A 23,947-nucleotide genomic window follows, 5' to 3' on the forward strand; every position below is an offset into this window, starting at 1 on the left:
ATCCCAAAACAGTATTAAGGAACGGTTATGGCAGCAGAAATACATCCAAGTTCAGTGATAGAAAAAGGGGCAAAAATTGGCAATAATGTCAAAATTGGGCCTTTTTGTTATATCGGTGAAAATGTTGAAATTGGTGATGGGACTTTTTTAAAATCGCATGTGGTTATTAATGGTCATACTCAAATTGGTAAAGATAATCAAATCTATCAATTTGCTTCCATTGGCGAAGTTAACCAAGACTTAAAATATCGTGGCGAACCAACTCGGACTATTATTGGCGATCGTAATTTGATTCGTGAAAGTGTGACAATTCATCGTGGCACGGTTCAAGGTGGCGAATTAACACGTATCGGTAACGATAATTTACTGATGATTAACGCCCATGTTGCTCACGATTGTATTATTGGTGATCATTGCATCTTAGCGAATAATGCCACCCTTGGTGGGCATGTTCATTTAGATGATCATGTAATTATTGGTGGTATGACAGCTGTACATCAATTTTGTGTGATTGGATCACATGTTATGGTGGGTGGCTGTTCTGGCGTTGCACAAGATGTTCCCCCTTACGTCATTGCACAAGGTAATCATGCAACACCACATGGCGTAAATTACGAAGGTCTAAAACGTCGTGGTTTTAGTAAAGATGCGTTGCAAGCAATACGCAACAGCTATAAGGCACTTTATCGAAATGGATTAAGTTTTGATGATGCCAAAGCTGAAATTGAGATAATTGCCAAACATCATCCCGAAGCGCAACTTTTTGTCGACTTTTTTAGCCGCTCAACACGTGGCATTATTCGTTAATGACCAATAAACCGTTAACTATCGCTTTAGTCGCCGGAGAAACCTCTGGCGATATCCTCGGTGCAGGTTTAATCCGTTCTCTTAAACAACATCATCCTAATATTCATTTCGTCGGTATTGCCGGCCCTTTAATGCAAGCGCAAGGCTGTCAAGCATGGTATGAAATGGATGAATTATCGGTAATGGGTATTGTTGAAGTATTAGGGAGATTACGCCGTATTTTAGCTATTCGCAAGGATATCACTAAACGATTAATTGCGCTTAAGCCGGATATCTTTATCGGTATTGATGCACCTGATTTTAATCTTTCTTTAGAAGGAAAATTAAAACAAGCGGGCATTAAAACAATTCATTACGTTAGTCCGTCAGTTTGGGCTTGGAAACAAAAACGTGTTTTTAAAATTAAACGTAATACCAATTTAATACTGGCATTTTTACCCTTTGAAAAAGCTTTCTATGATAAGTTTGACGTGCCTTGTCGCTTTATTGGTCACAAAATGGCAGATGATATCCCGCTTGAGCCAGATCAAATCGCAATGCGTCAGCAATTAGGTATTGCCCCTACTGGCCGCTGTTTAGCTTTACTACCCGGTAGTCGCCATGCTGAAGTGACCTTATTGTCAGCCCCATTTTTACAAGCTGCCCAGCTATTGCGTGAGCGTTATCCTGATCTACATATTGTTGTACCGTTAGTGAATGCTAAAAGGCGACAAGAGTTTGAGCAGATAAAAGCCCAAATAGCGCCACAACTTGAAGTACAATTACTCGATGGTCATGCTCGTGAAGCGATGATTGCCAGTAATGCAGCCATATTAGCCTCTGGAACGGTGGCTTTAGAGTGTATGCTAGCTAAGTGCCCAATGGTGGTGGGGTATAAAATGAAACCTTTCACTTTTTGGTTAGCTAAAAAACTGATCAAAACGCCTTATGTTTCGTTACCCAATATTTTAGCGGGTAAACAGATTGTGCCGGAACTATTACAACATGATTGTACCCCGGAAAATATTGCCAACCATATTATTCCTTATTTAGAAAGCGATAATGCCGATTTGAAAAATACATTCTTATCTTTACATAAGCAAATTCGTTGTAATGCTGATGAACAAGCAGCACAAGCTGTACTTGATGTATTAGAGGATTCCCCTTGTTGTTAGAATTTACCTACCCTGATGCCACTTTAATTGCCGGAGTTGATGAAGTTGGACGAGGCCCACTTTGTGGTGATGTTGTTACTGCTGCTGTGATTTTAGATCCAAATAAACCGATAGAGGGATTAACCGATTCTAAAAAGCTGACAGAAAAAAAACGTGAAGCTTTATTTGATATTATCAAGCAAAATGCATTAGCGTGGAGTGTTGCCAGAGCATCAGTCGATGAGATTGATAAGCTTAATATTCTTCATGCCACTATGCTGGCTATGCAACGGGCGGTGTCTGGTTTAAAAATCAAACCCAATTATGTTTTAGTGGATGGCAATCGTTGTCCTGAATTTGGTATTCAAACACAAGCTGTCGTTAAAGGCGATTTACTTGTTGCTGAAATTAGCGCTGCGTCGATTCTTGCGAAAGTGACTCGTGATCGTGAAATGGTTGAATTAGACAAATTGTATCCGCAATATGGATTGGCAAAGCATAAAGGATATCCCACCAAAGATCACCTAATGGCTATAGAATCACACGGTATCAACCATTTGTATCGTAAGAGCTTTGCTCCAATTAAGAAATTGTTACTTATCTAATTCGACCAATGTTGATCTACTGTTATTAATAATGGCGAATTAAATATAGCAATTGGCGAAATAACGGTTTCTTGATAAGGGATCTTATCTCCATAACGCTCAGTTAGTTTTTGTTTAACTGCTGGTGCTGACAGATTAAAATCTTTAATCCTTTGTAATTGTCCAATTTTCAAGTTAAGTGCTTTATTATAAATTTTCCAAACGAGTTCTGAGCAATAAATATACTTATCATCCCAGCCAAACCAAATATCGTAAGGCTTATTTTCAAATGAATGAGCGACTCGTTTTAAATTAGCAATTTCTTTTTGTGATAAAGCGTGATCTTTCAGGCGTTTAATTATATATTGTCTGTTTTTTCCTCGATTTACCCATTTATCAAACGGTGTATAGACCACTTTAGATGCTGCTTCAAAGACATAAGGTTTTCCATTTTTAATAAAAATTATTCCCATGTGACTATAAGGTGACTTGGTTGCTAGCTCAATCGCCTTGCTTTGGTTTGATTGAGAAGATTGGAAAATAATATCGCCATCTAGTGGTTGGTAATCTGCTGTGGCCGTGGTGTAGGTAGCGAAAAGTAATATAATAATTAAAATAGAACGCATGATTCTTTACTTAAAAAAATAAATCAGAGTAATATTATAAATATTATTATCTAAAAGCTACTTAAATAAATTTTAAGTAGCTTTTAGTCATGTTTTAGTAACTAATCCCGATTGCTGAAAATCGATGTCGATTTTGTTTTGTACATAAATTTACTCGCTCGAGCAAAACGGATCGTTTTGAAAATACCGAGTAAACTTGCTTGATGCATTCGATATAACAATCGATGAATAATTAGCGCAAACCACCCTTTTACACTCATTTCACTCTTGCCACCTAGCTTAATCACGCCTTGGGCTGTATCGTGCAACGAGATAATAGTACCATTATCAGTATATTTAAATGATTTTAATGGTTGATTATTCAGTAGATTAACGATGTTTTCATAACAAATTTTTGCCATTTGGTGTGCCGCTTGCGCAGTAGGTGGTGAAGCACGACCGCTTTCCTGCATTGCATAAGCACAATCACCAATCACAAAAATGCTATCATCGCGGGTCGTTTGTAATGTTGTTTTAACCACTAATTGGTTAGAGCGACTCGATTCTAAGCCAGCAATCTCTTTTAAATAATCTGGCGCTTTAACCCCGGCTGTCCAAATCATAATATCGGCTTTTATCGTTTGACCGTCTTTTGGATAAAAACCATCACTTTCAGCCTTCGTAATCATCGTTTTAGTTAACACGTGAATTCCACGGCTTTCTAAAGTTTTAGTGATACTTAATGCAGTAGTTTCAGGTAGGGCTGGTAAAATGCGATCGGTAGCTTCAATGACGGATACATCCAAAAGATCTGAACACATCTTATTACGACCACAAGCACCAAAAGTTTCAACCATGTGTGGTAATTCGGAGGCTAATTCAACACCGGTTGCCCCACCACCAACAATGGCAATACGGATTTTTTCTTGCTCAGTGGAATCTTTGTCATCAATGATCGAACAAAAACGAGTGAATTTTGATACTAAGGTTTCACGTAATTTGATTGCCGCATTTTGGTCATCTAAAAAGATACAGTGCTCTTTCACGCCCGGCGTACCAAAATCATTGGACGTACTACCAATAGCCACTACTAAAATATCATAATCGATAGTATCGGTTTGATTGTTAATATCAGTAATTTTGATCTGTTTATGGTCACGATCAAGATCGGTGAAGGTACCTTGAGTGAATTGAAAATAGTGTTGTTGCCCTTGGGATGCATAATAAATATTATCAACTTGCTCATCAAGCACCCCTGTTGCAACTTCATGTAACAAAGGTTTCCAAAGATGATAACTATTTTTATCAATTAAAGTAATTTGCGCTTTATTGTGTTTACCTAATTTATCACCAAGGTCCGTGGCTAGCTCTAAACCGCCTGCTCCGCCACCAATAATAACTATTTTTTCCATATTACAAACCCTATAATTTTCAATTAAAAAATATCATACTAAATAAGTAGGTTTTTATCTATTTCTTTTGACTGATAATATTCATAAATAAAATCTATTAAAATGTTGGTTTACAATTATTGAAATTTATTTAATGCTCACATAGAATAACTAAAATGTATTAGATGTTAATAGTACCAATATATTCTTTTTTGCCACATAAATGTAGCTTTCATTGTTTAAATAAAGCACTATTCGTATGGTATAATAATCATAACTGACGTATATTGAATCAATCTTACATACAATTTTCCTAGTTCTTTAGGCCTTATCTAATTATTGTCACTTATACAAATTTATGAATAAAAAAACTTTTATTATAATTGCATTAATTGTTATTCTGATTTCGATGACAATTTTAATCCGCGCTCACAACAGCCAGCTTATATTGCAGGGCGAAGTTGATGCGCCTAATGTTAGCATTGCCTCAAAAGCTAAAGGGCGAGTACAACTGATCCATGTTAATCGTGGTGATGATGTTAAGCAAAACGATATTTTAATTACACTCGATAGTCCCGAACTTTTAGCGCAAGTTAGAGCCGCTGAAGCAGCCCGGGATCAAGCACAAGCGCAGGTAGAACTTTCTAAGCATGGTACCCGTGAAGAAAGTATGCGCTATTATGAGGCTTTAGTTGAACAGGCTAAAGTTGCTTATGATAATGCAAATCGAGAGTATAACCGTAATAAAGCCCTTTCTACTAAGGGGTTTGTGTCACAATCGGTGTTAGATAGTGCATTAAAAACCCGCGATGCTGCCTTTCAACAAGTCCAATCAGCACAAGCTAATTTAGATCAAGCTAAAAACGGCGACCGTATTGAACAACGGCAAATTTATGATGCTAAATTAAAAGAAGCACAAGAGCAGCTCAAGCAATTACAAATTCAGTATGACGATTTAATCGTTAAAGCGCCTGTCGATGGTGAGGTGGGATCAATCCCTGCTGAAGTTGGTGAACTTTTTAATGCTAATAGTCCTTTACTAACATTGATTCGATTACCGCAAGCCTACTTTGTTTTCAACCTTCGTGAAAACATTATGCCAAATATCCATAAAGGTGATCGAATTAAACTCAAGGTACCAGCGCTAGGTAATGAAGAAATCGAAGCTGAGATTCGTTATATTGCGCCAATGGGTGATTATGCAACTAAACGGGCAACTCGTGCCACCGGTGACTTTGATCTGAAAACATTCGAAGTTAGACTTTATCCATTAACACCTGTCAAAGGTTTGCGTGCAGGTATGAGCACATTATGGAAATTAGACAACTAACCTTTGACTTTTGGCACCGCTTTAAAGACGCCTTTAACGATGAGATACCGGTTATATTTAGGCGTTTTACCTTTCACTGGTTAATGTGGATTTTGCCACTGATTATCTTTGTTTTAATCAGCAGTATCTTTTATCGTGGGGTACTGTATGATCTGCCTGTCGGCTATGTTGATCTAGATAAAAGTGCATTATCGCGAGAAATAGTTCGTAATCTCAATGCCGGTGCCCATGCCGATCTAGTCAATTATGATAGTGCGCTTGCTGATGCTGAGCGAGATTTACAAAAAGCCAAAATTTACGCCATTTTATATATCCCTTCTAATTTTGAAGCAGATGTTTTAGCTGGTCGCCAACCTACGCCTATGCTCTATTACAATGCGTTATATTATAGTGCCGGGTTATATTCGATTATGGATTATTCGGGCTTAATTGCGCAATTAAATACCCAATATCGAACCACTATGGCAACCAGCATCGGTTTACCGGTACCGACACTTGCTAAAGTGAATTTTAATTATGACGGGCTATTTAACGCCAGCGGTAACTCAATGTACTTCCAGCAATTTTCCGCAGTCGTACATCTGTTACAACTTTTTGTTGTGACAACAACCATTCATATTTTATCGCAACTGCATAAGCGAACTCGTCTTAGTTATCCATTTGTACTTGGCAAATTAGCACCTTATACCATTTGGTATACCATGCTACTTATATTCGAAATCGCAATGTTGGTGCTGTTTTCAGATGCACGAGTATCTGGCTCTCCATTTGCGATGATGATTGTGGTATTTTTTTATGTCATTGCAGCGCAAAGCATTGGCATTTTACTTTTTACTTTCACAAAAACATCACTTGATGCTTACACCTTTATCGGCTTACTGGTAGGATTAGCCTTAACCTATTCCGGTGTTGTTGTGCCCGAATTATCAATGCCGTGGATAGCGAGGTTTATCTCATCACTTGAACCGTTAACTTATGCACTTAATAAACTGTTCGATCTTTTCTTACGGCACTCGACTTATCTCTCTATATTTAAAACTTGTGGGATTTTGATGATCTATCCAATAATAATTACCGTGTTAGTCAGAAAACGCTTAGTTAAGCGTTTACACGCACAGTAAGGAGAAAAAGATAGATGCTTAAAATATTTTTTTCTTCATTTTTAAAAACGTTTATGTATATGTTAGTGCGACCTGTGTGGTTGCTACTACTTATATCCGTATCATTGATGAGTTTAGTATACATTAATGGCACCATTACTAATTTACCAGTAGCCATTGTGGATCAAGATCATAGTGCAACCAGTCGTAGTTTGATTCGTTCATTAAACACCAGTTCTAAAATCGAAGTATTGACTTATGAGAACTCATTGCAAGCTTATGATGATATCAATAATCGTAAACTTTTTGCCGTCTTTACCATTCCAAGAGATTTTGAAAAAAACATCTTAAATGGTCAAGAGGTCACAATACCGGCTTATGGCGATGCTTCGAGCCGTTTAGCGAATGGTTTAATACAAGTTGATATTAGAGGTATTTATCAGCAAATTTTAACCGATTTTAATACCCGTATCATGCGCACCAATGGATTTTCGGATAAACAAATCGATATTATTTTATCGCCCATAAAAGGACAAACTCAGCCCCTTTATAATGCCGGTATCAGTTTTGCCGCCATTACATTTCCGGGATTACTCGTGATGTTATTGCAACACTCATTTTTAATTGCTTCAACCCGTACCAATATTACATTGCACTCTTTACCTCAAGGTAAACCGCCTTTCATTGCTATTTTTGGTGCGCTATGTGGTTTGATACCTATTTGGTTATTTTTATCCATTGTGCTATTCGGTTTGTGGCCTTGGGTGCTGGGCTATAGGCAGCTGGCGAATATATTGGAAATTTTGATAATGACATTTCCGCTACTGCTTGCGGTTTTAGGTTTAAGTAAGTTACTTACTGAATGCTTGCGCCGTTCAGAGATGATTTATCTTACCTTAGCATTTTTGACAACACCGGTGTTTTATCTCTCCGGCACTATCTGGCCGCTCGATGCAATGCCACTTTGGGTACAATTTGTATCGAAAATGCTACCTTCAACTTGGGCAACCAACATGATTGCTGGCGTCAATCAAATGGGGCTTAGCTTATCGGATAATTGGTTTAATATCTTTATGATCTTAATGCTAGGTGTAATTTATGGTTCACTTGGTTATTTCATTGCGGCATTACGTACCGGAAAAGTGAGACGATTTTTCAAAAAAGCCAAAATGTCACCAAACGCATTAAAATGCTTAAGCAAGTAATAGAGAGCTAATTCGGCAGTTGTTATAACGTGAATTTAATATCAATTATTGTTATGATGACTGCTTATTTTTATCGATTTAAATATCATGTTGTATGCACATTAAATATAATCCGTGGATTATTAGTTTACGCCCTAAGACGTTAGCGCTTTCATTAACAACTGTTTTATTAGGCAATGCACTGGCTTTTTGGCAACAATCGTTCAACCTACCTGTTACGATTTTTACTATCATAACAGCTGCATTGCTACAAATATTATCCAATCTTGCCAATGATTATGGTGATGCCATTAAAGGCACAGACAAAGATAATCTAATTGGTCATCAACGTGGAATTCAATTAGGTTTAATTAGCCTTCGGCAATTAAAAGTTGGTTTATCGATTAACATTTTGCTGAGTGTTGTTTCTGGCCTTTGCTTACTTTTGCTGGCGTGCAATGATATTTACCAATTATTAATTTTTATACTATTAGGGCTGTTATCTATCGTTGCGGCGATAACTTATACCATAGGTAAAAAACCTTATGGGTATATTGGGCTTGGCGATCTGTCGGTTTTTATCTTCTTTGGAATAATCGGTGTAATGGGGAGTGACTATTTGCAAACCAAAATAGTATCGCTATCCATTATTTTACCTGCCATAAGTAGCGGTTTACTGGCGGTTGCAGTACTTAATATCAATAATTTGCGCGATGCCGATAACGACCGCATTCACCATAAACGCACGCTGATTGTGTTATGGGGTAAAACATTTGGTAAATACTATCACTTAAGTTTAATCCTTAGCGCATTAAGTCTACTCGGTCTATTTGCTTATCTGTATTTAAAGACAATCTGGAGCAGTTTATTTATCTTAACTTTTCCTTTATACATCCAACATATCTATGCAGTATTTAAATTTAATCAAGCAAAAGATGCTACACCGTTATTAATTCAAATGGTCAAACTTGCTTTATTGACAAATTTACTTTATTGTTTGGGTATTATTTTGAGCTAGCTCACGTTTATGAAATTTAATATCGTGTCACTCAATATTAGCGTTATACTAGAAACAATTCATTATTACAGCAAAAGGAGACTCGATAATGGAGTTTGATACTTCTATTCTTTGCGATTACTACCCAGAAGATGTTAACGTCGTTGAACCAATTTTCAGTAATTTTGGTGGGGTAACATCATTTTCAGGTCAAGCTGTAACAGTCAAATGTTTTGAAGATAACGGCTTGTTATACGAAGTTTTACAATCAAATGGTGCCGGCAAAGTTTTGGTGATTGATGGCGGTGGTTCAGTTCGTCGAGCATTAATAGATGCTGAACTTATTGATATTGCTATCCAAAATCAGTGGGAAGGCATTATCGTTTATGGTGCTGTACGGCAGGTCGATTATTTAGCTGACGCTGAAATTGGTATTCAAGCACTAGCAGCAATTCCAGTCGGATCGGACGATCAAGGCGTAGGCGAAATTGATATTCGTGTCAATTTTGGTGGCGTCACCTTCTTTTCCGGTGATTTTGTTTATGCAGATAATACCGGTATTATCCTTTCTGAAATTGCACTGGAAATTGAAGAAAAATAGAATTGATTATACCGCCGATCACAATCGGCGGTTTTTATATTCAAACACAGGATAATTCTGAAAACTTTTGTCAGCATTGAGATGCCTTAAATTGTTCGGTTTCGTATATATCCGCCTGTAACGGTGATAATTAAGCCGGCTAATTCCATTTCTAATAATTTACTGGTTAATTCCGGAATAGGTATATCAACAAGTAAGGCAATAATATCAACCGGTGTAGGTTGATGACGAATCACTGCAAAGATATCCGGATATAAAATATTGTGACTATCGCCATTACTTCTGTTCGCTTGTCGATTAATCGTCGATAAGTATCCACTATAATGCTCTAAAATATCGGTTGGCTGACTAACTAAATAAGCGCCTTGTTTAATTAAAGCATGGGTTCCAGAGCAATTTTGATTATCGATATCGCCCGGTAAGGCAAAGACATCACGATTTTGCTCAAGTGCATAGCGTGCAGTAATTAATGAGCCACTTTTTTCGGAGGCTTCTATCACAAATGTCCCTAAACTTAATCCGCTAATAATTCGATTACGGCGAGGAAAATAGACCGATCTTGCTTTCTCAAAAGGTAAGAATTCCGACACAATTGCGCCGTCTTTCATTAAAATTTCATTAGCCAAATTTAAATTTGTTCTTGGTGCTATTTGGGCTAAGCCACTTCCCAATACAGCAATAGTATAGCCCGATACATCCAGCGCACCTCGATGACATATCGCATCTATCCCCAACGCTAAACCACTGGTTATTGTCAAACCATTAATTGCCAATTCACCCGCAAAGTATCTTCCCCATTGAGCGCCATAGTCACTATACTCACGGCTACCGACCATTGCCAGTTGGGGAGAGTTTAATAATTGCCGGTTACCTAACACAAATAACAATAAAGGTGGGGAACAAATTTGTTTTAATAGTAATGGATAGTCACTATCGCAATAAGCAATAAGATGCTTTTGTGGCGTTGGAGAATTTAACCATTCAAGTATGGGTTCAAAATGGAGATACGAGGTTTGATAAAACTGTACTAGTTGAGCGTCATTTAATCTTAATTTATCTAACAAAAAAGAGACATCTTGTATAATGTTGGGTAAACCACACGCAAAAAGCTGTCCTATTCTGTCAAAAATTGCTTGTTTTCCATACCCAAGCATTGAAATTCTTAAGAAGAATTCATATTTAGTCATTATAAACCTTTATGAAACAGTTAAAAACCAGTGTCCTGATATGGATTGATAAGATATATCTTACCAATAGCCTGTAAGGACTGTTCATTGTGATAATAAATGTTTACAATGTGTGAGAATCTAAAAAATATTGATAATTGAGGAGTAGATCGAACAATTTATGGCTATTTTACCGGTATTACGTTTTCCTGATGAACGACTTCGCAAAGTTGCTAAGCCCGTTACTAATTTTACCCCAGAACTACAAACAATCATTGATAATATGATTGAAACCATGTATGCCGAAAATGGCATAGGTTTAGCGTCGACTCAAGTTGATGTGCATGAGCAAATTATTGTGATCGATGTATCTGAAGATAAGAGTCAAGTCTATGTGATTATTAATCCTGAGGTGATTAGTCAAGAAGGTGAAACAGGCATTGAAGAAGGTTGCTTATCGATACCCGATTGCCGTGGATTTGTCCCGAGATCTGAAAAAATAAAAATTAAAGCGCTTGATCGGCATGGCAATCCTTATCAAATTGATGCTGATGAGCTACTAGCTATCTGTATTCAACATGAGATGGATCACTTAAAAGGGAAGCTCTTTGTCGACTATCTTTCACCTTTAAAGCGTCAACGAATTGAGCAAAAAATGAAAAAATTAACCCGCGAAGAACAAAGAAACAAATAAAAAAACCGCCATAATTACTGGCGGTTTTTTATATACTTTTATTTTGCAACAATAACCATTGCCGGGCGAATTAAACGACCATTTAAGGTATAGCCTTTTTGGATTGTGTTAACAATTTGACCCGATTGATGTTCCGGCGATTCAACCATACTAATCGCTTGATGCACATCTGGATTTAGTTGGGAATCTTGAGTATTAATCACTTCTATTCCAAACTTTTTAACAGTATCTAAAAAAGATTTTAAAGTAAGTTCTAAACCTTCAACGGTTGCTTGATGTTCCGGATTGTTTTTATCGGTCGATTCTAATGCACGCTCTAAATTATCTATTACCGGTAAAAGCTCATTTGAGAATTTTTCCAGCGCAAATTTACGGGCTTTATCAACATCCTGTTCAACACGTTTGCGAACATTATCGATTTCAGCACGAGCACGAATCATTGCCTCGCTTTCGTTCTTTTTCGCTAGTTGTAGCGCTTGCTCAAGCTCAGCAATTCGGGCATCTTTGGCTTTTAATTGCTCTTCAACATTCGCTTGTGATTCAGTTTTTTGCTCGGTTGATTCTTCCGTTGTGGTTTCAATATTTGTCTCATTTTCTGACATATTGTTATCTTGTTCTGTCATACTGTACTCCAAATGTAGTCGAAAACTTAGTTAATTACGGTTATTATGGGGGCAAATTTTATTATTACAAGTTTATCGATCGGCTGATAACTATTTTTTTAACCCTCGATTAAAAAATATAAAAATTTATATCATTAATTACTAGGATATTTTATGGATACACCATTTAAATGTATAGGTCTGATTGGGCTTCCACGTAAAATAGAAGCAATGCAAACTCATCAAGTGTTGCATGATTGGCTAGTTGAGCTTGGTATTCGTGTTTTAGTCGAAGACCGCTTAGCGGAATATTGCCAGTTTCCCGCCAACGAATATGCTTCGCTCGATACCATTGGTCAGTTAGCTGATTTAGCCATTGTGGTTGGTGGTGATGGAAATATGCTACGCTCAGCTCGTTACTTATCACACTATAAAATTAAAGTGATTGGTGTTAACCGTGGTAATCTTGGCTTTTTGACTGATATTTTACATGATCAAGTGATTGAACAGTTAACACCTGTCATTGCAGGCAAGTATGATGATGATCCACGTTTTTTACTTGAAGTCTCTATTTATGATAATGGTCACTTAATTAATTCCGGTTTTGCGGTTAACGAAATTGTTGTCACTCCCAATACCGTTGCCCATATGATTGACTATGATGTGTATATCAATGAACGTAATGCTTTTTCACAACGAGCCGACGGCTTAATTATTGCCACACCAACCGGATCGACCGCCTATTCATTATCGGCCGGAGGCCCGATTTTAGCGCCGCATTTAGATGCTCTGATTATTACACCAATGTTTCCACACTCATTAGCTATTAGACCGCTGGTGATTAAAAGTGATAATCCTATCCGACTTAAATTTCCAACAACGGCGCTTGATCTTAATATTGCCTGTGATAGCCAAATCATTTTACCGGTAAAACCAACGCAAGATGTCATTATTCGCCGTTCATCGTATGAATTTAATTTAATACATTCAAAAGATTATGACTATTTTAATAATCTTTCAAGTAAATTGGGCTGGTCTCAAAAAAGGTTTTGAACTGCTTAGATAAACTGTTGTAAAGCGATAATAACAAAGCTTTGCAACAGTTTGTGGAAGTCTTGAAAAGCATGCTAGTTTAAAATAAAAGATGAAATATTCGCAATATTTAGCTTGCTAGCAAATAAGCCAATACCCATACCGTAATTGATGAAAAAATAGCTGCAATAACATCATCAACCATAATACCAAAACCGCCCGGCACACGCTTATCAAACCAACGAATAGGCCAAGGTTTTGCCATATCAAACAATCTAAATGCGACAAAAGCAATCGTCACCCATAGTATTGAAAATTGAGGAATGAAATACAGCGTTATCCACATACCGACAAATTCATCCCAAACAATATGACCCGAATCATGAGTATGGGTATCATCCGACGTTTTTTGGCAAATATAACAACCAAACACAAACGTCACTAAAATAAAAACCCAATATAAAGCAGGTTGTAAACCCCAAAATAAAAGCCACAGTGGTATCGCCATTAATGATCCCATAGTACCAGGCATAATGGGTGATAGCCCACTGCCCAATCCGACCGCTAAAAAATGAATTGGATTAGTGAGTTTTAGGTATTTTTTAAAATCTTTATTGCGCGCTTGTTTCGTCATTCTGATGATAATCGGTTGATAAAATTATGCCGACTTGAGGTCGGCAAAAAATTTGCTTAGCTAACTTTAGCCAGCACTAATAATATTTAGCTATATTATTAGTCTTTAGCTAAGGTTGCAACCATTACTGCTTTGATCGTGTGCAGGCGATTTTCGGCTTCATCAAAAACGATACTATGTTTAGATTCAAAGACTTCATTTGTCACTTCTAAACCATTTTTCAAACCATACTGGGCAGCCATTTGTTGACCTACTGTGGTATTCATATCATGGAAAGCCGGTAAGCAATGCATAAATTTAACATTTGGATTCTCGGTTAATTTAATTACATTTTGATTAACTTGGTATGGGGTTAATAATTTCACTCGCTCATCCCACACTTCTTTTGGTTCGCCCATGGAAACCCATACATCGGTATAAAGAAAATCAACGCCTTTCACACCTTCAGCGACATCTTCAGTTAAAACGATTTTAGCGCCTGTTGTTTTAGCTATCTCTTGGCACTTTTGAACAAGCTCTGATTCAGGTTGGCACGCTTTAGGCGCCACGAGTCGGATCTCCATACCCATTAAGGCTGCGCCTTCCATTAACGAATTGCCCATGTTATTACGAGCATCACCTAAATAAGCAAATTTAACGCTATTAAGTGGGCGCTCACCGATATGCTCTTTCATGGTCATAAAATCTGCTAAAATTTGCGTTGGATGCGCTTCAGTCGTTAAACCATTCCAAACCGGCACACCGGCATATTTTGCCAAAGTTTCAACAATATCTTGCCCATAACCTCGATACTCAATACCGTCATACATGCGTCCGAGTACTCGAGCTGTATCGGCTATCGACTCTTTATGCCCAATTTGGCTACCACTTGGCCCTAAATAGGTGACTTGAGCACCTTGATCATATGCACCGACTTCAAAAGCACAACGAGTACGGGTTGAGTCTTTTTCAAAAATTAAGGCAATATTTTTGCCAACCAAATGTTTTTTCTCAGTGCCTTGTTGTTTAGCCTGCTTTAATTGAATGGAAAGATCGATTAATTGATTGATTTCATTTGGCGTAAAATCCAGTAAACGTAAAAAATGGCGCTGATAAAAACCGTGCATAACTAGCTCCTGATAGATGTGATAATTCAAGTCATTCTATTTGAATAATTATGCATTTTCAAGTTAAACCTGATAATATCGTCGATAATCTACAGTAACTTGCAATAAGTCTCAAAAATGAGACATTATTATTTAAATAATTTTAATAATATCGCTTTTTTTGTACAAAAAAGTGTAATAAAATGACCATTCATTGAATCCTGAAAGATAAGCGGTTTTGAATTTTTATTCATAAATAGTAATTCTTTATTCAAAAGGTCTTTTTAACCATGCAAACTTATGCCCTCCTTATATTACAAGACGGTTCACAATTTATCGGTAAATCAATCGGTGCCGACGGACAAACTGTTGGTGAGGTCGTTTTTAATACCTCAATGACCGGTTATCAAGAAATACTCACCGACCCTTCATATTGCGAGCAATTAGTCACGTTAACTTACCCCCATATAGGTAATGTCGGTACTAACAATGCCGATGCTGAATCTAATCAAGTTTATGCAAAAGGGCTGATTATTCGTGATTTACCACTATTAGCCAGCAATTATCGCAATGAGCTCGATCTTTCGAGTTATTTAAAACAGCATAATGTTATTGCCATTGCCGATATCGATACTCGCCGTTTAACTCGAATCTTGCGTGAAAAAGGGGCTCAGCATGGCGTGATTATCACGGCAAACGATAAAGAAACTTTACTTGAAAAAGCCGATACCGCTAAACAAATGGCGATCGATTTTAAAGGATTATCCGGACTGGATTTAGCCCAAAAAGTCACCTGTACAAAAAGCTATTTGTGGACACAAGGTGTATGGACAAGAGAGCAAGAACACCCCGCGGCAAAACCGGAAAGCGCCTTGCCTTATCATGTTGTGGCTTATGATTTTGGCGTAAAACGTAATATCTTACGGATGTTAGTTGCACGGGGTTGTAAATTGACCATTGTTCCGGCCAAAACCTCTGCGCAGGAGGTATTAGCATTAAATCCTGACGGTATATTCCTATCAAATGGTCCCGGTGATCCGGCACCTTGTACTTATGCCATTGATGCCATTAAACAGTTTTTAGCCACTAACATACCGATATTTGGTATCTGTTTAGGGCATCAACTGTTAGCGTTGGCTTGTGGTGCAAAAACCATAAAAATGAAATTTGGACATCATGGTGGCAATCATCCGGTTAAAGATCTTGAAAATAATCGAGTTATGATTACCGCGCAAAATCATGGTTTTGCCGTTGATGAAATGAGTTTACCGACTCACTTACGTGTGACGCATAAATCACTGTTCGACGGTTCGCTACAGGGTATTCATCATAATCAAAAACCCGCTTTTAGCTTTCAAGGCCACCCCGAAGCGAGTCCCGGGCCTCACGATGCCGCCCCACTATTTGATCACTTTATCGAATTAATTAAAATTTATAAGCAGGAGCAATAACATGCCTAAGCGAACAGATATTAATAGCATTCTCATTATTGGCGCTGGCCCAATTGTTATTGGTCAAGCTTGTGAATTTGATTATTCCGGCGCTCAAGCTTGTAAGGCTCTGCGTGAAGAAGGTTATCGGGTTATTTTAGTCAATTCTAATCCTGCCACCATTATGACCGATCCGGAAATGGCGGATGCAACCTATATTGAGCCGATTGATTGGACAACGGTGAGTAAAATTATTGAACAAGAAAGACCCGATGCCATTTTGCCCACCATGGGCGGACAAACAGCGCTCAATTGTGCGTTAGAACTGGATAGAAGAGGTATTTTAAAACAATTTAATGTCGAAATGATCGGCGCTACCGCTGATGCAATTGATAAAGCTGAAGATCGCAAACGTTTTGATCAAGCTATGAAAAAAATTGGTCTTGATACCGCTCGTTCCGGCATTGCTCACTCATTAAAAGAGGCTTATGCGGTACTTGAACAAGTTGGCTTTCCTTGCATTATCCGCCCTTCTTTTACTATGGGGGGAACCGGTGGCGGGATTGCTTATAACACTCAAGAATTTGATGAAATTTGTACCCGAGGACTTGATCTGTCGCCCACCAATGAACTCCTCATTGATGAGTCATTAATTGGTTGGAAAGAGTATGAAATGGAAGTGGTACGAGATAAAAATGATAACTGTATCATCGTCTGTTCGATTGAAAATGTTGACCCTATGGGCATTCATACCGGGGATTCTATTACCGTTGCGCCAGCTCAAACACTAACTGATAAAGAGTATCAAATCATGCGTAACGCATCGATAGCGGTACTTCGTGAAATTGGCGTTGAAACAGGTGGTTCGAATGTACAATTTTCGGTTGATCCTAAAACCGGACGCTTGATTGTGATTGAAATGAATCCAAGGGTATCACGTTCATCAGCATTAGCATCTAAAGCAACCGGTTTTCCAATCGCAAAAATTGCGGCCAAACTTGCGGTTGGCTATACCCTTGATGAGCTATCTAATGATATTACCGGAGGTAAAACGCCAGCGTCATTTGAGCCTTCAATCGACTATGTAGTGACAAAAATACCCCGCTTTAATTTCGAAAAGTTTGCCGGGTGTAATGATCGTCTAACAACTCAAATGAAATCAGTGGGTGAAGTGATGGCTATTGGGCGGACTTTTCAAGAATCATTGCAAAAAGCGCTACGAGGGCTTGAAGTCGGTGCGTGTGGTTTTGATCCGAAAATTGACAATTATGATGATGAAAAAAATCTCAGCAAAATACGTTATGAACTGCAAGAAGCGGGCGCTGAACGAATTTGGTATATTGCTGACGCTTTTCGAGCCGGCTTTAGTTTAGATGAAATTTTCACATTAACGAATATCGATCGCTGGTTTTTAGTGCAGATTGAAGAACTTATCAGCCTTGAAAACCAACTAAAATCGCAATCATTCGCTAGCCTGAATTCAGAATCATTATGGCAACTTAAGCGTAAAGGTTTTTCAGATTTACGTATTGCTAAACTGCTTAATGTTGAAGAACAAGACGTTCGTGATCGAAGAAACCAATACGATATTCATCCTGTATATAAACGAGTTGATACCTGCGCGGCGGAATTCTCGACCGATACAGCTTATCTTTACTCAACCTATGAACAAGAGTGCGAAGCTAAACCACAATTCATTCGCCCTAAGATTATGATATTAGGCGGTGGACCTAATCGGATTGGGCAAGGTATTGAGTTTGATTACTGTTGTGTACACGCAGCGCTGGCGCTCCGTGAAGACAGTTATGAAACAATTATGGTTAACTGTAATCCGGAAACGGTATCTACCGATTATGATACCTCAGATCGACTCTACTTTGAGCCAGTCACACTGGAAGATGTGCTTGAAATTGCTCACGTCGAAAAACCAAATGGCGTAATTGTCCAATACGGCGGGCAAACACCATTAAAATTAGCCAGAGCGCTTGAAGTCGCTGGGCTACCGATTATTGGTACCTCGCCAGATGCGATAGATCAAGCTGAAGATCGCAAACGTTTTCAGTCGATTGTCGATAAGTTAAAGTTAAAACAGCCAGTTAATGCAACGGTTACCGATATTGAAGATGCGGTGATTAAAGCCGAACAAATTGGCTATCCATTAGTGGTCAGACCGTCTTATGTGCTTGGTGGTCGAGCCATGGAAATTGTGTATAACGAGCAAGATTTAAGACGTTATTTTAAAACCGCAGTCAGTGAATCGAATAATGCTCCAGTACTACTTGATCACTTTTTAGATGATGCTATTGAAGTTGATATTGATGTGATTGCCGACGGCGAGCAAATCGTAATTGGCGGCATTATGGAGCATATTGAACAAGCGGGAATTCACTCGGGTGATTCTGCTTGTTCATTACCAACATATACTTTAAGCCCGGAAATTTTAGACCAATTGCGCAAGCAAGCTAAACAGTTAGCGTTAGAACTTAATGTAAAAGGGCTTATGAATGGGCAATTTGCCATCAAAGATAACCAAATTTATTTGATTGAAATCAACCCTCGAGCCGCTCGCACCGTGCCATTTGTGTCGAAAGCTACCGGTTTGCCATTAGCGAAAATTGCTGCACGAGTTATGACAGGGCAATCACTTGCTAAACAAAATATCACCAAAGAAGTCATACCGCCTTATTACTCAGTGAAAGAGGTGGTATTACCGTTTAATAAATTTAGTGGCGTGGACCCAATTTTGGGGCCTGAAATGCGTTCAACCGGTGAAGTGATGGGAATTGGTAAAACCTTTGCCGAAGCCTTTGCCAAAGCACAACTTGGTAGCTTATCCAGTATGAAAAAATCGGGAAAAGCTTTGCTATCTGTTCGTGATCAAGACAAAACTCGCTTGTTAGCGATCGCTAAACGATTAATTGCGCATGGTTTTAGTATTGATGCTACTTTGGGCACCGCTAAGGCATTACAACAAGCTGGCATACCCTGCCAAATGGTCAAAAAAGAGAACGAAGGGCGCCCCAATATTCATGACCATATTAAAAATGGCGAATATAGCTATATTCTCAATACCACATCTGGACGGGCTGCCATTGAGGCATCGAAAATTTTGCGCCGCAGCGCAATCCAATATAAAGTGTATTACGATACCACGATGAATGCGGCCTCTGCCACAACTGCCGCATTAGACTGCGATCCAGCACAATATGTTGTTTCATTGCAAACACTTTATGCATAAATATTGGCTAAAAAGTAAGCCTGTAAAATACATAGCGGCTGACAGATTTGCGCAAAACAAGAACCTTAGTACGATTAAAATATAGTACTAAGGTTGATTTAAAAATGGTGATAATTTGCAGGCTTTTCGCACTTGTATTAACTTTACGCTAAATAAACCTTAATCACTTGCCATTGACTAATGTTGCATCTTGTTTATTTGCTATATCCAAATTATAAGTAAATTTTTATTTAAATTGTCGACGATTTAATTAATTGTATTTATTTAGAATTTTGATTAACTATAGCTAAAATATCGGCCTCTGTCAGTTTCTGCGTCGGATTAGCAAAAGCGTAACAAGTTGGTTTTTTGTCAATAAAGACCTCTGATGTAAAATCCAAATTCTTAATATCATTAAAAATCCAGGCAGCAAGATAATAATTTTGTGTGCCGGTTAAATGATAATAAAGGTGAGATCCGCACTGCTGACAAAATGCTCTTTCAGCCCATTGTGATGAAGGATAATGACGTATATTGTCTTGACCTTCTACGGTAAGCTCACCGTTATACATTAATGACATAAAAGGTCCGGCACTCCACTTCCGACAGGTTTCACAGTGACAGGCACTTAAATGTAAGTTTTTGAAAGGGACAACCAACTTAACTTTGCCACATAAACATGTCCCATGATACTCAGTTGACATAAATACTCCTTTTTGATTGAAATGAATAATTTTTACTCAAACCTAAATCATTATAACTAAAAAAACAAGTAAATCTTGCCAAGAAGTTTCAGAAATACCCTACGTTTTAGTAAAAAAACCGTATTTATTTGTTTAAAAATGTTTAAAATTAGCTCGCTTAAGCAAAAAGGTATTGCTTTATTATTTTATTACTATAATATAGCCACCTCTTTGACGCGGGGTGGAGCAGCTTGGTAGCTCGTCGGGCTCATAACCCGAAGGTCGTTGGTTCAAATCCAGCCCCCGCAACCAATTCCTCAAAAATCTATTCTAAATTATTCTTAATAATAAACTATTCTGATTTCGGTACAGCCAGTAGCGTTGATACAGCTTCACTAATTCTTCTAGCAATATAGCTATTATTCATGGTGTACAAATGGATACCGTCAACATTTTGTGAAACTAAATCAACAATCTGATCGATAGCATAAGCAATACCGGCGTCACGGAACGCATCAGGGTGATGCTCGTATTTCTCCATCATCTGTTTGAATTTCTTCGGTAGATTTACGCCACACATCGATACCATACGTTCAATTTGGTTTTTGTTCGTTACCGGCATAATCCCTGCTTCAATTGGTACATTAATTCCCATATCACGGGCTTTGTCTAAGAAAGTATAAAAATAGTCATTATCAAAAAATAGCTGTGATATGAGTTGATCTGTTCCGGCACTCACCTTTTCTTTTAAATGTATTAAATCTTGTTTTAGCGTTGATGCTTCAAGATGACCTTCAGGATAACATGCCCCAATCACATTAAAATCACCATTTTCTTTAATAAATGAAACCAGCTCGCTGGCATAGCGAAAATCATCTTTAGGTGTAACTGTCGGGCTAATATCGCCTCGCAGTGCAAGCACATTATCGATACCGGCACATTTAAGATCATGAAGAATTTTTTGCATTTCTGCTTTATCAAAATTAATTCCCGGCAAATGAGCAACACTTTCAATGCCATAAGTATGTTTGACAGAGTGGGCGATATCAATTGTGGTTTGACCATTCAAACTACCACCAGCGCCATAAGTAACACTGATAAAATCAGGTTTGAAGTAACCAAGTTCACGCAATGTGCTATAGATTGTCTCTAAAGGTGACGTTTTTTTAGGGGGAAAAACTTCAAAAGAGAACACGGTTTTTTTATTAAAGAGTAAATTAGTTTTCATCTGTATCATCCATTGGTGTGATTACTATTATCCTTACTGACATTTCCGCCGCCAAAATCGGCGGCGGAAATTAAGGTAAAGCAAATTAATTAACGCAACAGTGTTAATTAAGCGTTTTTCGAACTTCTAATGTTGCTTGAACTAAATGTTCTAAACTTGCAACAACTTCTTTCTCACCACGAGTTTTTAAACCACAATCCGGATTAATCCAAAGTTTTTGCTTGTCAATTTTTGCCAATAACTTCTCAATTGTTGCTTTGATTTCCGCAACCGGTGGTACACGTGGTGAATGGATATCATAAACACCCGGTCCAACTTCAGTTTTAAAGTTATTGGCTTTAAGTACATCAATCAATTGTAGATTAGAACGTGATGCTTCAAATGAAATCACATCAGCATCCATGGCATCGATATCTTTGATAATGTCAGCAAATTCGCTATAACACATATGTGTATGAATTTGTGTATCAGCTTGTACTTTGCTGTGTACTAATCTAAATGCTGGAATAGCCCAATCCAGATATTCACTATTCCAATCAGCTTTACGTAATGGTAATTTCTCTTTTAACGCTGCTTCATCAATTTGGATGACTTTAATGCCGGCCGCTTCAAGATCTAACACTTCATCACTGATTGCTAAACCAATTTGGAATACTGACTCTTTTTGTGAAATATCTTCACGAGGGAACGACCAGTTAAGGATCGTCACTGGGCCAGTTAACATGCCTTTAACGGGTTTGTCAGTTAGGCTTTGTGCATATTGTGAATATTCAACGGTAATTGGTTTAGAGCGTGAAATATCACCCCATACAATTGGTGGCTTAACACAACGAGTACCATAAGATTGCACCCATGCTTTTTCAGTAAAGACAAAACCATTTAAGCTTTCACCAAAATACTCAACCATGTCATTACGTTCAAATTCGCCGTGAACTAACACATCAATACCAATCTGTTCTTGAAGCTTGATACATTCTGCAATTTTTTGTTTGTTAAACTCGGTATATTCATTTAAACAAATTTCACCTTTCTTGAATTTTGCACGGTTTAAACGTACATCAGGTGTTTGCGGAAATGAACCAATCGTTGTTGTAGGTAATAATGGCAAATTAAAGGCTTTTTTCTGTGCTGCTTCACGTACTGAAAATTCCGGTAGACGAGTAAAATCAGACGCTTTTAAAGCCGAAACTTTTTGACGTACCGCTTGATTTGCTCCTTCACGCTCACGCGTAAATAGGGTTTGATTTGCTTTGTAAGCCGGACTATTTTCAAAATTCGAGTCTTTGACTAATTCACCAAGTTCTGCTAACTCTTGTAGTTTTTCTTGAGCAAAAGAAAAATAAGCTCGTTGTTGAATCGTTAATTTAGTTTCGTTTTGTAATGTATAAGGTACGTGGAGTAAAGAACACGAAGTATTAATCACAATGTTTGCCGCTTTTTGCTTAATTTTTGCGACTAATTCCAATGTTTTTTTATAATTATTTTTCCAAATATTTTTACCATTTACCACACCGGCAAATAACACTTTATCAGCCGGGAAACCATGACTTTCAAGTAATGCTAAGGATTGTTTACCTTCAACAAAATCAAGTCCGATACCGTCAAATGGTAACGCCACTAATTGTGGGTAACAATCACGCACATCGCCAAAGTAAGTTTGTAAAACCACTTTGGTTGTACCTTTAACGGATAAAATTGACTGATAAAGCTCATTAAATAAAGCAATATCTTCATGAGTTAAATCAGTCACTAAAATTGGCTCATCAATTTGTATCCACTGCGCACCAAGTGCAGTAAATTTCTGAATTATTTCTTGATAGGCTTTAATAATATCGGCTTTAAAATCAACTAGCTGTTTATTACCTAAATACTGTGCTAATTTGAAAAAGGTTAATGCCCCAATCACAACCGGTTTGGTTTGAATACCTAATGCTTTGGCTTCTTGATATTCGTCAAAAGGTTTGGTGCTGGCTAGTTTTATTTGTAGTGAATCTTCAATTTCCGGCACTAAGTAGTGATAGTTGGTATTAAACCATTTTTTCATTGCCAGCGCTCGCACATCACCTTTTTCACCTTGATAACCACGCGCCATGGCAAAATAACGATCGAGTTCAGGTAAGCCTAAATCTTGATAACGTTTTGGGATAACATTCAGTAAACAGGCTGTATCTAATACCGCATCATAAAATGAAAAGTCATTAGAGGAGATTAAAGCAATTTTATGTGATGCTTGTTGTTGTAGATGTTCAGCACGTAGGGCTTTTGCTTCGTTTAATAACTCAGCTTGAGTTTTATTACCTTTAAAATAAGCTTCGGTTGCAAATTTAAGTTCACGAAGTTTACCAACACGAGGATATCCAATAACTGCAGTATTCATTTTCTTTTCCTTATTTAGCATTTAGCACTTTTCTTTAGTGGTTAAAAAGATAGCAAAAAAAAATGTT

Annotated in this window: 21 protein-coding genes and 1 tRNA gene; 13 read left to right on the forward strand and 9 right to left on the reverse strand. The window is 37.8% G+C overall.

Translation table 11 applies throughout. From position 1 onward, the window contains the following. Positions 1–27: 27 nt before the first annotated feature. From lpxA to rnhB, 3 genes are read left to right on the forward strand one after another with little or no spacing between them, the layout of a single operon-like run. Entirely contained in the window at positions 28–807 is a 780-nt protein-coding gene (gene lpxA, locus J3U37_RS08960; RefSeq protein ID WP_220218425.1) for an acyl-ACP--UDP-N-acetylglucosamine O-acyltransferase, read from the forward strand. Continuing rightward, complete coding sequence (gene lpxB / locus J3U37_RS08965) at positions 807–1,961, forward strand: lipid-A-disaccharide synthase (RefSeq protein ID WP_220218426.1); 1,155 nt, start codon at positions 807–809, stop codon at positions 1,959–1,961. Before lpxA ends, lpxB begins: the two co-directional genes overlap by 1 nt. Then, entirely contained in the window at positions 1,955–2,545 is a 591-nt protein-coding gene (gene rnhB / locus J3U37_RS08970; protein WP_267374448.1) for a ribonuclease HII, read from the forward strand. The genes lpxB and rnhB overlap by 7 nt, the downstream gene beginning before the upstream one ends. On the opposite strand, the gene J3U37_RS08975 is transcribed toward rnhB, so the two are convergent. Both J3U37_RS08975 and J3U37_RS08980 read right to left on the reverse strand, forming a co-directional pair. After that, positions 2,542–3,150, reverse strand: a complete 609-nt coding sequence (locus tag J3U37_RS08975) for a YiiX family permuted papain-like enzyme (RefSeq protein WP_267374450.1) — start codon at positions 3,148–3,150, stop codon at positions 2,542–2,544. The two genes, rnhB and J3U37_RS08975, sit on opposite strands and share 4 nt — an antisense overlap. 101 nt (positions 3,151–3,251) lie before the next feature. After that, positions 3,252–4,541: an NAD(P)/FAD-dependent oxidoreductase gene (locus tag J3U37_RS08980; protein ID WP_267374452.1), complete on the reverse strand. Its 1,290-nt coding sequence runs from the start codon at positions 4,539–4,541 to the stop codon at positions 3,252–3,254. Positions 4,542–4,878: 337 nt separating this feature from the next. On the opposite strand from J3U37_RS08980, the gene J3U37_RS08985 reads away from it, so the two are divergent. From J3U37_RS08985 to rraA, 5 genes are all read left to right on the forward strand, one after another. Further along, positions 4,879–5,850: an HlyD family secretion protein gene (locus tag J3U37_RS08985; RefSeq protein WP_416380002.1), complete on the forward strand. Its 972-nt coding sequence runs from the start codon at positions 4,879–4,881 to the stop codon at positions 5,848–5,850. Then, positions 5,832–6,971, forward strand: a complete 1,140-nt coding sequence (locus J3U37_RS08990) for an ABC transporter permease (RefSeq protein ID WP_220218430.1) — start codon at positions 5,832–5,834, stop codon at positions 6,969–6,971. The genes J3U37_RS08985 and J3U37_RS08990 overlap by 19 nt, the downstream gene beginning before the upstream one ends. 14 nt (positions 6,972–6,985) lie before the next feature. Continuing rightward, entirely contained in the window at positions 6,986–8,155 is a 1,170-nt protein-coding gene (locus J3U37_RS08995; protein WP_267374457.1) for an ABC transporter permease, read from the forward strand. Between the two features lie 94 nt (positions 8,156–8,249). Then, on the forward strand, positions 8,250–9,152 hold the full coding sequence (locus J3U37_RS09000; RefSeq protein WP_267374459.1) for a 1,4-dihydroxy-2-naphthoate polyprenyltransferase: 903 nt from the start codon (positions 8,250–8,252) through the stop codon (positions 9,150–9,152). Positions 9,153–9,240: 88 nt separating this feature from the next. Then, the gene (gene rraA, locus J3U37_RS09005; RefSeq protein ID WP_220218433.1) at positions 9,241–9,732 is read left to right on the forward strand and encodes a ribonuclease E activity regulator RraA; all 492 of its coding nucleotides are present in this window, start codon (positions 9,241–9,243) and stop codon (positions 9,730–9,732) included. An 86-nt stretch (positions 9,733–9,818) separates the two neighbouring features. Here the strand turns inward: rraA and dprA are convergent, their stop codons facing one another. Further along, positions 9,819–10,919, reverse strand: coding sequence for a DNA-processing protein DprA (dprA, locus tag J3U37_RS09010; protein WP_267374461.1), 1,101 nt, complete (start codon positions 10,917–10,919; stop codon positions 9,819–9,821). Between the two features lie 160 nt (positions 10,920–11,079). Between dprA and def the strand changes: the two genes are divergently transcribed. Then, positions 11,080–11,592, forward strand: coding sequence for a peptide deformylase (def, locus tag J3U37_RS09015; RefSeq protein ID WP_267374463.1), 513 nt, complete (start codon positions 11,080–11,082; stop codon positions 11,590–11,592). A gap of 38 nt (positions 11,593–11,630) precedes the next feature. Here def and grpE read toward each other — a convergent pair whose 3' ends face one another. Further along, positions 11,631–12,215, reverse strand: a complete 585-nt coding sequence (grpE, locus tag J3U37_RS09020) for a nucleotide exchange factor GrpE (RefSeq protein ID WP_267329451.1) — start codon at positions 12,213–12,215, stop codon at positions 11,631–11,633. 153 nt (positions 12,216–12,368) lie between these two features. Between grpE and nadK the strand changes: the two genes are divergently transcribed. Then, positions 12,369–13,247, forward strand: a complete 879-nt coding sequence (nadK, locus tag J3U37_RS09025; RefSeq protein ID WP_220218437.1) for an NAD(+) kinase — start codon at positions 12,369–12,371, stop codon at positions 13,245–13,247. Positions 13,248–13,356: 109 nt separating this feature from the next. Here nadK and J3U37_RS09030 read toward each other — a convergent pair whose 3' ends face one another. Both J3U37_RS09030 and argF read right to left on the reverse strand, forming a co-directional pair. Further along, the gene (locus J3U37_RS09030) at positions 13,357–13,860 is read right to left on the reverse strand and encodes a phosphatidylglycerophosphatase A (protein ID WP_220218438.1); all 504 of its coding nucleotides are present in this window, start codon (positions 13,858–13,860) and stop codon (positions 13,357–13,359) included. A 98-nt stretch (positions 13,861–13,958) separates the two neighbouring features. Continuing rightward, on the reverse strand, positions 13,959–14,966 hold the full coding sequence (gene argF, locus J3U37_RS09035; RefSeq protein ID WP_220218439.1) for an ornithine carbamoyltransferase: 1,008 nt from the start codon (positions 14,964–14,966) through the stop codon (positions 13,959–13,961). Positions 14,967–15,235: 269 nt separating this feature from the next. Here argF and carA point away from each other — a divergent pair, with 269 nt between their 5' ends. Next, positions 15,236–16,396, forward strand: a complete 1,161-nt coding sequence (carA, locus tag J3U37_RS09040) for a glutamine-hydrolyzing carbamoyl-phosphate synthase small subunit (RefSeq protein ID WP_267374467.1) — start codon at positions 15,236–15,238, stop codon at positions 16,394–16,396. A 1-nt stretch (position 16,397) separates the two neighbouring features. Then, a complete protein-coding gene (gene carB / locus J3U37_RS09045) occupies positions 16,398–19,613 on the forward strand; it encodes a carbamoyl-phosphate synthase large subunit (RefSeq protein ID WP_267374470.1) in 3,216 nt (1,071 codons plus the stop codon). A gap of 260 nt (positions 19,614–19,873) precedes the next feature. Here carB and J3U37_RS09050 read toward each other — a convergent pair whose 3' ends face one another. Further along, entirely contained in the window at positions 19,874–20,296 is a 423-nt protein-coding gene (locus J3U37_RS09050; protein ID WP_220218442.1) for a GFA family protein, read from the reverse strand. A gap of 214 nt (positions 20,297–20,510) precedes the next feature. On the opposite strand from J3U37_RS09050, the gene J3U37_RS09055 reads away from it, so the two are divergent. After that, positions 20,511–20,587 (forward strand) — tRNA-Met (locus J3U37_RS09055). A gap of 40 nt (positions 20,588–20,627) precedes the next feature. Here the strand turns inward: J3U37_RS09055 and metF are convergent. Both metF and metE read right to left on the reverse strand, forming a co-directional pair. Further along, complete coding sequence (gene metF, locus J3U37_RS09060; RefSeq protein WP_220218443.1) at positions 20,628–21,503, reverse strand: methylenetetrahydrofolate reductase [NAD(P)H]; 876 nt, start codon at positions 21,501–21,503, stop codon at positions 20,628–20,630. A gap of 103 nt (positions 21,504–21,606) precedes the next feature. Beyond that, on the reverse strand, positions 21,607–23,880 hold the full coding sequence (gene metE / locus J3U37_RS09065) for a 5-methyltetrahydropteroyltriglutamate--homocysteine S-methyltransferase (protein ID WP_267374472.1): 2,274 nt from the start codon (positions 23,878–23,880) through the stop codon (positions 21,607–21,609). Positions 23,881–23,947 lie beyond the last annotated feature (67 nt).

This window comes from Gilliamella sp. B3172 (assembly GCF_026536465.1).
Classification (GTDB): domain Bacteria; phylum Pseudomonadota; class Gammaproteobacteria; order Enterobacterales; family Orbaceae; genus Gilliamella.